The sequence below is a fragment of the Acidiluteibacter sp. genome, from assembly GCF_055129545.1.
Genome location: NZ_JBSRUB010000003.1, coordinates 67,306 through 79,684 on the forward strand (window position 1 = coordinate 67,306; position 12,379 = coordinate 79,684).

Below are 12,379 nucleotides of genomic sequence, written 5' to 3' on the forward strand. Positions count from 1 at the left end.
AATACTATGTTTAGTAATATCATACACCGACCAGTGTTTGCAATTGTGATTTCAATTGTGATTGTATTTACTGGTCTATTAGCCATCAATCAATTACCAACTTCCCAATTTCCACAGATTGCACCAACCACGGTTAGTATTTTTATCGCTTATCCTGGTTCTAGTGCAGATGTGTTGGTGAAGTCGACATTGGTGACATTGGAAAACTCCATCAACGGAGTACAAGGAATGCGTTACATGGCAACGGATGCCACGAGTGCTGGAGAAGCTACATTAAATATTGTTTTTGAACCCGGCACCGACCCCAATCAGGCGGTCATACAGGTGAAGACGAGGGTGGATCAGGTAATGCCGCTGTTGCCAGAATTGGTGCAACGAGAAGGGGTAATTATTACGCCGATCCAGCCGAGTATGTTGATGTACGTCAACCTTTACAGTACAGATAAGAATGTGGATCAAAAATTCTTGTACAACTATGCTGACGTGAAAATGATTCCTGAAATTAACCGGATTACAGGGATTGCACGGTCTAGTATTTTGGGAAGTAGAAAATATGCCATGCGGATTTGGTTGAATCCAGACCGTATGCGAGCGTATTCTATTTCTACAGAAGAAGTAATGGAAGCATTGGCTGAGCAAAGTATCATGGGTCGTCCAGGTAGAATCGGACAGAGTTCAGGTATTGAAGCCCAGTCGTTGGAGTATGTATTGACTTATAAAGGTCGATTCAATGAAGAAAATGAATACGAGGACATTATTATTCGTGCCAATGCCGAAGGAGAAAGTATTCGCTTGGGTGAAATTGCAGATGTAAAATTAGGAAGTGAGTTCTTTGATATTTATTCCAATTTAGATGGATATCCTTCAGCGGCTATCGTTTTGAAACAAACAGTTGGTAGTAATGCGACTGAGGTGATCGAAGAGGTGAAAGCCAAGTTGGAAGAAATGAAAGAGGATTTCCCAGAAGGAATGGATTACAAAGTAAGTTACGATGTTTCTAAATTCTTGGAAGCTTCTACCGAGCAAGTGATTCATACGTTGAGAGATGCCTTTATATTGGTAGCATTAGTGGTTTTCTTGTTCTTGGGAGATGTTCGGTCTACCTTGATTCCAATTTTAGCGGTGCCAGTTTCCTTAATTGGAGCGTTCTTCGTAATGCAATTGTTTGGGTTATCAATTAACCTAATTACTTTATTTGCTTTGGTTCTAGCGATTGGAATTGTCGTCGATGATGCGATTGTGGTCGTCGAGGCCGTCCATGAAAAGATGGAGAAGGAGCACTTGTCTCCTTACAAGGCGGTGCAAAAAGTAATGAAAGAAATCAGCGGAGCGATTATCGCAATTACATTGGTAATGGTTTCTGTATTTCTTCCTATTTCTTTTATGAGTGGGCCAGTAGGTACATTTTACCGACAGTTTTCCATCACCATGGCGAGTTCTATCGTATTGTCGGCCATTGTCGCTTTAACGTTAACTCCTGTATTGTGTGCCATGATTTTGAAGAATAATCATGGAAAACCAAGAAAGAAAACACCTGTGAATCGATTCATTGATTGGTTCAACAGAGGTTTTGAACGTTTGACTGGAAAATATGTCGGTTTATTGAATAAAATCGTCAACCGACGAGTGGTAACTTGGGGAATCCTAATCATATTTGGAATTGGAATCTTCGTACAATCTAAAATCTTACCATCAGGATTTATTCCGGGAGAAGATCAAGGTACCATTTATGCGATTATTCAAACCCCTCCTGGATCAACCTTGGAGTATACCAATAAGTTGTCTCAAGAATTACAGAAGATTTGTGAAGATGTAGATGCCGTAGAATCTGTTTCCTCATTGGCCGGTTATGAAATCATGACAGAAGGTAGAGGATCCAATGCGGGAACTTGTTTGATCAACTTGAAATCGTGGGGAGATCGTGATAAATCAGTGCATGAAGTAATGGAAGAGTTGGAGGAAAAATCCAAGGACTTAGGAGCGGTGATTGAATATTTCGAGCCACCAGCAGTACCAGGTTTTGGTTCATCAGGCGGTTTTTCATTGCGAATGTTGGATAAAACCACTTCTACCGACTATCAAGAGTTTGATAAGATCAATAAGGAGTTTATCGAAGCGCTTGAGAAGCGAAAAGAGTTGACTGGGGTTTTTACCTTTTTTGCGGCTAACTACCCTCAGTATGAGTTAGAAATAGACAATAAAGCAGCCATGCAAAAAGGAGTTTCCATTGGTGATGCCATGGAAAACCTAAACATTATGATAGGGAGTACCTACGAACAAGGATTCATCAAATTTGGTCGATTCTTTAAAGTGTATGTGCAGTCAGCTCCAGAATTCAGACAGTTGCCTTCTGATGTGTTGAAGTTATTTGTAAAAAACGATGAGGGTGAAATGGTACCTTATTCTGCATTTATGAAATTGAATAAAAAGCAGGGACCAAATGAGATTACGAGATACAACATGTACAACTCGGCATCTATTCGTGGGCTTCCGGCTGAAGGATACACTTCTGCAGAAGCTATTGGAGCCATTCGAGAAGTAGCAGATGAAATTTTGCCACATGGATACGACATTGCTTGGGAAGGATTGTCTTACGACGAATCTAGAAGAGGAAATGAAGCGTTGTACATTTTTATCATTGTTGTGATTTTTGTGTACTTGGTATTGGCAGCGCAGTATGAGAGTTTCTTATTGCCATTGGCAGTAGTACTTTCTTTACCTGTCGGGATCTTCGGTTCATTTTTATTACTTCAATTTATGGGCTTAGCGAATGACATTTATGCCCAAGTTGGATTGATCATGCTGGTCGGTCTGTTAGGGAAGAATGCCGTGTTAATTGTTGAGTTTGCTGTTCAGAAACATCAGCAAGGATTGTCCATATTTGATGCCGCTATTGAAGGTGCAAAAGTTAGATTCCGTCCAATCTTGATGACTTCATTTGCATTTATTGCAGGGATGATACCATTGGTAATATCTACAGGAGCAGGAGCTATCGGAAACCGCACCATTGGTGGTTCTGCCATGGGAGGGATGCTTTTCGGTACAATGTTCGGAGTGATAGTAGTTCCTGGTTTGTACTTCATCTTTGGAACATTAGCTGATAAAGGTCAATTAATTAGAAATCAAGATGCTGTTCCATTATCTGAGGCTGTGAGTAAATATGCCAATAATGACTCAGAAAAATCAACCTTGCGGAAATTAAAAATCATGATAAAGTTGATGCAGCGAAAGTTAAAAAACAATAAGAATACAGATAAATAATGAATAAGATGTTAAAATATAGAAAGATACATACATATGGCGCAGCACTTATCATTGCTTTAACTGTTGCAGCTTGTCGAGTTCCATCTATGGCGACGGATGCAGAACATGCAACCATTCCTGAGAATTATAAGGGAGCTAACAAAGCAGATACCGTGAATACTGGTACTGTGCCATGGAAGGAATATTTCACCGATCCAAACTTGAATGCATTGATTGATTCTGCTTTGAAAAATAACCAAGAGCTGAACATGACTTTTTTAGAGATGCAGATGAGTCAAAATGAAATCCGAGCACGGAAGGGAGAATACCTTCCATCACTTGGAATTGGAGCAGGAGCGGGAGTGGAAAAAACAGCGAGATACACTCGGAATGGTGCGTTGGAAGCTACAACTGACATTAAACCAGGAGAAGAATTTCCAGAACCGTTACAAGATTATATGGTAGGAGCCTACGCTTCTTGGGAGATTGATGTTTGGAAAAAGTTGCGCAATGCAAAGAAAGCAGCAGTTTCCAGATATTTGGCTTCTGTAGAAGGGAAAAACTTTGTTGTGACCAACTTAATCGCTGAAGTCGCGAATTCTTATTATGAGTTATTGGCATTAGACAATCAGTTGGAAATTGTACAAAACAACATTTTGATTTTAAACAATGCCTTGAGAGCTGTAAGACAGCAGAAGGAAGCGACCATGGTGACCGAATTAGCTGTTCGAAAGTTTGAAGCAGAGGTGTATAAAACGAAGAGTTTGCAGTTTCAAATCCAACAGTCGATTGTAGAAACAGAAAATAGAATCAACTTTTTAACTGGTCGTTATGGTCAATCAATTCAGCGGGATGCGAAAGGGTTCTCTGATTTGTTGCCTCCGACGGTTTTGTCAGGGATTCCTGCACAATTGTTGGAAAATAGACCCGATGTAAAGCAGGCGGAGCAAGAGTTAATGGCTTCCAAGATAGATGTGAAAGTCGCTAAAGCGCAGTTTTATCCTTCATTGGGGATTTCTGCAGGAATAGGATTTCAAGCATTCAATCCTGAGTTTTTGATTAAATCGCCACAATCAATACTGTACAATTTAGCAGGAGACTTGATGGCTCCTTTAGTCAACCGAAATGCTATTAAGGCGATGTATTACAATGCCAATGCTCGTCAAATTCAAGCACTTTTTCAGTATGAACAAACGGTGTTGAATGCATACATCGATGTGGCCAATCAAATGGCGAAGGTGAATAATTTGGAACAGAGTTACGACTTGAAATCGAAACAAGTACAAGCGCTGTCTGAATCCATTGATATTTCGATTAATTTATTTCGTTCGGCAAGAGCAGATTATATGGAAGTGCTAATGACACAACGAGATGCGCTTGAAGCAAAAGTTGAATTAATAGAGACTAAAAAGCAGCAAATGAATGCAATGGTAGATATCTATCATGCCCTAGGCGGCGGCTGGAGATAACACAGTTTTTCTTTTTTTTTGGTTGTTAGTGAACCCCGTTTTGCCTTTGTGCAATTCGGGGTTTGCTTTTTATGGGAAGAATGTTAGAAATAATTGATTTGTGAATTTTAGATAATTAAGCACTAGTGATTAATTAAACTTTTATTAAAACCTAAAGCTATCGGTAATAAATTTTTTAAATAAATAAAATACAGTGTTTTAGCTTGGGATAATTTTAATATTAATAAGTTGTTTTTATTTTGGGACTGCCATTTAGCAAAAGGAAGGTAAATCAGAAGAATTTCCTTAGAGAAACTGGAAAGCTTCGAAGGTGGACCGAGAAGATCATCCAGCTGAACTTAGGGAATTCAAGGATTTAATTTCCTTTTGATAAGGGCTGAGCTTTTTGCTTTACTTATTTGGGTTATTGAGCTTGTCGAAATATGCTCACCAAAAAGTGAAATAAAAAACAAATAAATATCAAATTAAAAGTTTTACTGATTATAATGATAATTAAGGATTAAATAATAGTTACCATTAGTTAAAATAAAATAATAGAGTAAATTGCAATTTTAAACAAACTAACTATGAATAAAATACAACTATTTAAACTATTTATAATTTCTAGTGTGTTATCAGTAGGATCACTTTTTGCGCAAAACAAAAGCATCCAATTTGATGGCAATAACGATAAAATACAGGTGACTGGTAGCGCTGGATTTAATTCCGGAAATGCACTGACGATAGAAGCATGGATCAATGCTTCATCATGGAAACCACAAACTTGGCAAGGTACAATTGTTGGAAAAGATCAATCCAATGAAACTGGTTATGTTTTGCGATGTGGTAACAGTGGAAGATTGAGTTTTACGATTGGATTAGGGAATTCCAATTGGAATGAAGTCGTTAGTGCTCCAGTAATGCAAACCAATACTTGGCATCACGTGGCAGCAGTAATGGACAATGGCACGCTTCGAATTTTTGTAGATGGAGTGCTTGTGGGTTCTAAAGCTTCTAGTGCAATATTACCTTCTACTAATTTATTGCTTATTGGTGAAAGCGCAGGTTTTTCAGGTCGAGTATTTGATGGAAAAATTGATGAAGTTCGAATTTGGAATGTAGCGAGAACGCAGACTCAGATTCAAGCAGACATGAGTGTGGACTTACCAACGACTACTGCCAATTTATTAGGTTATTATAAGATGGATACCATTGCCAACAATACCACACCCAACCATGTCGGTACTGCAAGTACACAAGGTGTATTGCAGAACTTCCCTACTAATCCTTTAGTGGCGGGTTATTTTGTTCCAACGTTAGACATCAGCGTGAAAGGAGTAAGTGCTCCTGACCAAATTACCTTTTTTCAAGGTTATTCTAAAGTACGTGCTCAATTTACTAATGTTGCCAATGATACCATTCAGACATTTGACGTGGGGTACAAACTAAACACTAATCCAGCAGTCATTGAGACCATTACTCAAACAGTTTTGCCCGGAGAAAGTATTACTTATACCATGAATACTTTATTGAATACAACAGACAGCATCAATAACTTAAAAGTATTCGCTAGCCTTTCAGGAGATATTAATAACTTGAATGATACCGTTTTTAAAAGGTATGTAAAACCAGCGAATCCGAATAACTTAGAGATCCCAATTTTTACACGAAAACAACACAATTTTGCTGCCGCTGGTCAATCGCATTTGGCTGCGGTTACTTTACCAGACGACAATACTGCTTATAGTCGAATCTATATGACATTGAGCTTACAATGTCCTAACACAGGCTGTGATCCTTGGGATCAGCCTGCTAAAATTTCTATTTCAAAAGAAGGTAAAATCTATGAGGTTGCTCGATTTATTACTCCTTATGGAAAAGGCTGTGGTCCTTGGATTGTTGACATGACCGATTATAAAACCTGGTTGAGAGGAAATGTTGATTTTATCTCCTACATCCAAGTATGGGGTGGATCAGGTTGGTTGTTGAACGCCACATTAACTTATGAGAAAAACCCGGTAGCCAATCCATATCAATTAATTACTCCTTTATGGTCGTCTGACAATTGGGTGTATGGAGATCCAAATAAATCACATGATTTACCTGCCCAAAATATTTATGTACCCACAATAGCCAAAGAAGTAGCTATGCGAATGACCATCACGGGACATGGACAAGGAAATACAGGCAATGCAGCTGAATTTTCAGATAAAACCCATCAGTTGAAAGTGAATGGAAATACGGCGATGAGTCACCGATTATGGAAAAGCAATTGCTCATCAAATTCGTGTAATAATCAAGCAGGTACTTGGTTGTATGCTCGAGCAGGTTGGTGTCCAGGTCAGGCGGTTGATCCTTTTATTGGGAACTTAACTGCAATAGCAACCCCAGGACAAACCATGTTAGTAGATTATGAATTGCAAAACTATGTCAACTTGCTAAACACGGGCTACAACAATAATGGTCATACCGAGCCACATTACAAAATTCATGCGTATTTGGTTCAGAAATCTGATCAATACATCGATTCAACAGCTTTTACGAATATCGCTGCTTCTGCGATTACTTCTCCAACTGCATCAGCAGTTTTATCAGCCACGACTCCTGTGAAGGTGATGTTGCGCAATTATGGCTCTACGAGCATTTCAAATCCGAGTTTGGAATTGATTGTTAATGGTACTTCATTTTCTACAGAATTAGCATCAGCAACAATTGCAGCGGGCGACAGCTTGGAATTTACTTTTTCCACTTTAGTTGGATTTAATCCTCAATTGGTTTATGAAATAGCGGTAGCAGTAACTGCAGCTAATGACGAAGCCGCAAGTGATGATGTGATTAATGGAGTTTATGGAAATGTAATCACTGCGATAGAATCCAATGAAATTGCTGAAAATGCAATGTCAATCTATCCTAATCCTACCAAAGGGCAGTTTAGTTTGAAAGGTGATGTAAATGGGCAAGAGCTAGAAGTGACCATATACGGCATCAAAGGAAATATTGTTTTTAATCAATTCATCACTAAACAATCCAATGAATTAGAATTGAATCCAAAATTACCGTCAGGTACTTATATCATCAAAGCAACTGCTAATCAATCTGTGGTGTTGAATGAAAAACTGATCATTATTGAATAAACGAACGGGGTTTAAAAAGTAAAAAGGTGGGAGCACTCAAATCAGTTGAGCACTTCCACCTTTTTTTATTGATTAGATTGGGATTAAACGGCTTTAAACGCGTTTTCGATGTCCCAAATTAAATCTTCACTGTTTTCAACTCCTACAGACAAACGAATTAGAGAATCGGTAATGCCTAACGATTGTTTTAATTCAGGATCAATTCCTGCGTGAGTCATAGAAGCAGGGTGTTGCACCAAACTTTCAGTACTTCCTAAACTTACTGCTAGCTTCACTAATTTTAGCTCATTTAAGAAACGGAATGCTTCTTTTTCGCCACCTTTAATCTCAAATGAAATCATAGCTCCTGGAGCCGTATATTGCTTTTTGTAAACGGCATGCGCTGCAGTTCCTTCTTCCAACAATCCCAAGAACATCACTTTATTCACCATTGGATGTTTGACTAAGTAAGCAACAATGTCTTGTGCACTTTTAGTTTGCTGTTCCATTCTTACTTTCAACGTCTCTAAACTTCTCAATAGTAACCAACAGGTGTGAGGACTTGCCATGTTTCCTAAGAACGTACGCAACGTTTTTATTCGGATCATGTTTTCTGCGTTTCCTAAAACGGCTCCTGCAATTAAATCACTGTGGCCACCAATGTATTTCGTCGCTGAATACAACACTAGATCAGCACCATGATCCAACGGGCTACACCACAAAGGTCCCATGTAGGTATTGTCAACCGCCAAACATACTTTTTTATCTTCAGAGCTAAAATGATCTGCTAATTCTCGACACATAGAGATGTCAATGAGTTGATTGGTTGGGTTCGATGGTGTTTCTATGTAAATACAGCCTAATTTGTCCGCTTTTCCAGACTTTTCAATCAATTGAATCAATTCTTCTTTTGTCGCTCCAGATCGGAAAGACAAACTATCAACACCGATTTTTTTCAAGAAGTGATTGATGAAGTGATCTGTCCCACCATAGGTTGGCGAGCTGAACAGCAATAAATCTCCTGGATTCAGAAATTCCAATAGAGTGGTGCTAATTGCGGACATTCCACTTTCGAAAATGGCACAATCATCAGCATGGTCCCAAAGGGATAGCCGATTCTCTAAAATCTCTAAATTAGGGTTGTTGATTCTACTGTAAATCAATCCCAATTGTTCGTCTTGATCTTTCTCTCTCAAGCCATAAGCCAACTCAAAGAATGCTTTTCCTTCTTCGGCTGTTTTAAAAGCAAATGTTGATGTTTGAAAGATGGGTGGTTTTACTGCGCCTTCTGATAATTCTGGTTGATAACCGTAGGTCATCATTAAGCTTTCGGGATGTAATTTGTGGTCCATAATGATTGTATTTATGTTTTTTGCAAAAGTACGCCTAGTAGGAATTTGTTTTATAGAATAATAAAAACTTAGTAATTACTCCTAAAATATATGTATTTAAGGGAAAGTCTGTGTTAATTTGCAAGTCAGAAGTGATACAAAAGGAAAATTTCCCAAAATGAAACTAGACAACATCGATTTACAGCTACTGGAGCTGTTGCAGAAGGATTCAAAAATGAACGTAAAGGAAATTTCAACCCAGTTGAATTTAACCAAAACGCCCATTTACGAGCGAATCAAACGATTTGAAAAGGAAGGAATTATTGAAAAATACGTGGCTGTGTTAAATCGAAAAATTATCAGCCAATCCATGATTGTGTTTTGTTCGGTTTCATTAGAGAGTCAGAAAATTGATGAAATCAATGCATTTAGCGAAGCAGTGCGTCAAATTCCAGAAGTGATGGAGTGTTACCTAATGGGAGGGATCAATGACTTTTTACTAAAAGTGACAGTAAAGGACTTGAATGCGTATCACCATTTTTCCTCAGGGAAGTTGGCTGCGCTGCCGAATGTGGGACAGATCAAAAGTACGTTCGTGCTAAATGAAGTTAAGCGATCTACAGTATTTCCGTTGTTGAGTTGATAAGTTTACTCTTTTAACCGCTGAGTAGATTGAAAAAAATCTAACTTCTAGCCTCTAACTTCTTGCTTCTATTTTATACCCACAAAGTAGATTGAATAATTGACTGACTCATTGATTAATTGATTGATTCAACTATTAAAAAATAACCACAAAGGTTTCACAAAGTAGATTGAAAAAAATCTTGCATCTAGCCTCTAACTTCTTGATTCTATTTCTTAAACACAAAGTAGATTCAATAATTATTTGACTCATTGATTGATTGACTGATTCAACTATTAAAAAATAACCACAAAGGAACAAAGGTCACAAAGGTTTCACAAAGTAGATTGAAAAAAATCTTGCTTCTAGCCTCTAACTTCTTGTTTCTATTGTATAACCCAAAGTAGATTGAATAATTAATAGACTCATTGACTGATTCATCCATTAAAAAATAACCACAAAGGCACAGAGAACACAAAGGTTTAATAAAATTGATTGAAAAAAATCTAACTTCTAGCCTCTAACTTCTTGCTTCTATTTTATACCCACAAAATAGATTGGATAATTAATAGACTCATTGATTGATTGACTGATTCAACTATTAAAAATAACCACAAAGGCACAAACCAATCATTGATAAATTGATACATTGTTATATTGCTTCATTAGCAAACTACATCACCAACAACGTCAACCCATAAGTCAATAAAAATGCAAAAGCAGGAGCGACCATCCAAACGGTCAAAAACTTCTTGACAGTCTTATTGGAGAAAGTGCTTTTCTTCCCAGTTTTGGTCATGCTGAGCGCTATAAAACATGCCCCATTTAGCTGTACTAAAGAGGTTGGAATGCCATGCGAGATTGATGCATAGAGTAGAAGGGTAGCTACAATAACTGAGATTAACGTTGCATAAAAAGGAGTAATGTTCACAATTTCCTTACCTGCTGATCGAGTTACTTTAAACCCTAATAAATAGCTACCAAATCCAAAGAATGGCGCCATTACCATTAAGGCCAACATAGAAATAGACCAGCCGTTATAACTGTCTATTCCAAATTCATTGAAAAATAATGAAGCGATTGGGCCGGCAGCATTCGCCACATTATTAGCGCCCACTGAAAAAGCGACGTAGAGAGAAGCTACTACTAATGCTACTTTTAATCCTTTAAAGTTTCTGATGTGTTCAAAATCACCTTCTAATGCTTTCGTCTTGATGTGTGGAAAGACCCATTTTGAAATGACATAAGTGATAGTAAATGCAATTATTGGGAGAAAAAACCACATGGGGATAATCTCTGTAAATAAGGTGTCGGCTTGCAGTTCACCTAAAGCTGCAGCGCCTCCTGCAATGGCTAAAACAGTAGTCTGACTAGTGGATTGAGGAACGCCCATTAAATTAGCTGCGAACAACGATATGGCAATCGTAAAAAGAATGATAGAAGTATAGAGGGGCGTAAATAATTCTGGAGCAAGGATTCCTTCTCCTAAGGTTAAAGAAACTTCTTTTCCACCTAGAAATGCACCAGCAATCACCATGATTCCAAATAAAATTGGAATCCACTTTCTATTAATGACTCCGGCTCCATAAGCTGCAGAAAATGAAGTCGACGTACCACTTGCTCCCATGTTGATGGAGAGGAAGAGTGCTAAAAGAAAAGGGATAACTAAAATGCTAACTATTTCCAAAATGGGTATTAATAAAAACTCGGTAAAAGTAATTAAAACTCTTTAATCCCTATCGCTTTAGTATGGATTGAGAAAAATATTCTTATTTAATTGAAAGTTAGAGTATTTAATTGGTTTTAGTTACTCTGTTTTCCAGAATTGATCACTCCAATTGTCACAAAAAGTATCTTCAATAAGTACTTTTTCGATGACTTTTAGCTGATCGGCAGTTGCTACGGATTGTATTTCATTAAACAGCACTCGTTCTTCAAAGCGAATGTGTTTTTCCAACTCTTCTTCAAAAGCATGGAGTGAGCGTTCTAATTCTTCTTCATTCTCCATCAATCTAATCAATCTTCGGTGTTCTGCAAGTGCACGTTTAACCAAATCGCTATTTCCTCCTAAAACTGGAAACACAAATTCCTCTTCATCGGAAAAGTGTTTTTTTAGGTGTTCGTTATAAAACCAACGAACATATTTAGAAATACGTTTTAATTCAATGTCTTTGGAGAGGCCTTTTCGAACTTTCCAACTCAACAATAATCCTTGATGATGCTCTCTGCTTAGGGGCTGAAGAGCAACATGCCTTTTTATTGGCTGTTTTGTGTTCATAGTAATTTGTTTGGGAGATTTAGGAATGTCTGCTCAACTTTTCTACAATTCTTGCGGCTTTGCTGCTAGAGTATACCCCGTAGCCATTTACTACAACTCCTTTGATGTTGTGATTTTTAGAGGAAACGGCATAGACTATCATAGAATCTCCGGGATCGTTCATTCCTTCGAACCGATACACCGCGTCTATTTCAAAATCTTTTTCTGAAAGCTGTATGTCGCTTTTTTTGCAGACAATGCAATCCTCCTCTTCCGAGATGGAAAAGTTGAAGGTATACCCTTGTTTTACTAAATCATTAACAGCTTCACTAACGGTTTCATAATCTTTGCGTTCCATGGGTTGT

At 37.9% G+C, this 12,379-nt stretch carries 8 protein-coding genes; 4 read left to right on the forward strand and 4 right to left on the reverse strand.

Annotated elements, in window-relative coordinates:
- The first annotated feature begins 6 nt into the window (after positions 1-6).
- The 3 genes from ACTB0X_RS00625 (at position 7) to ACTB0X_RS00635 (ending at position 7,825) form a co-directional block, all read left to right on the forward strand.
- Entirely contained in the window at positions 7-3,261 is a 3,255-nt protein-coding gene (locus tag ACTB0X_RS00625) for an efflux RND transporter permease subunit (protein ID WP_463023033.1), read from the forward strand.
- Between the two features lie 8 nt (positions 3,262-3,269).
- Entirely contained in the window at positions 3,270-4,712 is a 1,443-nt protein-coding gene (locus ACTB0X_RS00630) for a TolC family protein (protein ID WP_463023170.1), read from the forward strand.
- Positions 4,713-5,278: 566 nt separating this feature from the next.
- Positions 5,279-7,825 (forward strand): LamG-like jellyroll fold domain-containing protein, encoded by a 2,547-nt coding sequence (locus ACTB0X_RS00635; protein ID WP_463023034.1) that lies wholly within the window; start codon positions 5,279-5,281, stop codon positions 7,823-7,825.
- Positions 7,826-7,908: 83 nt separating this feature from the next.
- Here ACTB0X_RS00635 and ACTB0X_RS00640 read toward each other — a convergent pair whose 3' ends face one another.
- Positions 7,909-9,210 (reverse strand): cystathionine gamma-synthase family protein, encoded by a 1,302-nt coding sequence (locus ACTB0X_RS00640; RefSeq protein ID WP_463023171.1) that lies wholly within the window; start codon positions 9,208-9,210, stop codon positions 7,909-7,911.
- A gap of 103 nt (positions 9,211-9,313) precedes the next feature.
- Between ACTB0X_RS00640 and ACTB0X_RS00645 the strand changes: the two genes are divergently transcribed.
- On the forward strand, positions 9,314-9,778 hold the full coding sequence (locus ACTB0X_RS00645) for an Lrp/AsnC family transcriptional regulator (RefSeq protein WP_463023035.1): 465 nt from the start codon (positions 9,314-9,316) through the stop codon (positions 9,776-9,778).
- A gap of 652 nt (positions 9,779-10,430) precedes the next feature.
- Here ACTB0X_RS00645 and ACTB0X_RS00650 read toward each other — a convergent pair.
- The 3 genes from ACTB0X_RS00650 to ACTB0X_RS00660 form a co-directional block, all read right to left on the reverse strand.
- Positions 10,431-11,444, reverse strand: a complete 1,014-nt coding sequence (locus tag ACTB0X_RS00650) for an anion permease (RefSeq protein WP_463023036.1) — start codon at positions 11,442-11,444, stop codon at positions 10,431-10,433.
- Positions 11,445-11,564: 120 nt separating this feature from the next.
- A complete protein-coding gene (locus tag ACTB0X_RS00655; protein ID WP_463023037.1) occupies positions 11,565-12,035 on the reverse strand; it encodes a hemerythrin domain-containing protein in 471 nt (156 codons plus the stop codon).
- A 19-nt stretch (positions 12,036-12,054) separates the two neighbouring features.
- Positions 12,055-12,372 carry a phosphoribosylpyrophosphate synthetase gene (locus ACTB0X_RS00660; protein ID WP_463023038.1) on the reverse strand — a complete coding sequence of 106 codons (318 nt, stop codon included), beginning with the start codon at positions 12,370-12,372 and terminating at the stop codon, positions 12,055-12,057.
- Positions 12,373-12,379: the final 7 nt, after the last annotated feature.

What these genes read in the sequence shown, in the direction of transcription:
- ACTB0X_RS00655 (WP_463023037.1), bottom strand. Translation starts at nt 12,035, where the DNA reads ATGAACACAAAACAGCCAATAAAAAGGCATGTTGCTCTTCAGCCCCTA.
- ACTB0X_RS00645 (WP_463023035.1), top strand. Translation starts at nt 9,314, where the DNA reads ATGAAACTAGACAACATCGATTTACAGCTACTGGAGCTGTTGCAGAAG.
- ACTB0X_RS00660 (WP_463023038.1), bottom strand. Translation starts at nt 12,372, where the DNA reads ATGGAACGCAAAGATTATGAAACCGTTAGTGAAGCTGTTAATGATTTA.
- ACTB0X_RS00625 (WP_463023033.1), top strand. Translation starts at nt 7, where the DNA reads ATGTTTAGTAATATCATACACCGACCAGTGTTTGCAATTGTGATTTCA.
- ACTB0X_RS00630 (WP_463023170.1), top strand. Translation starts at nt 3,270, where the DNA reads ATGTTAAAATATAGAAAGATACATACATATGGCGCAGCACTTATCATT.
- ACTB0X_RS00635 (WP_463023034.1), top strand. Translation starts at nt 5,279, where the DNA reads ATGAATAAAATACAACTATTTAAACTATTTATAATTTCTAGTGTGTTA.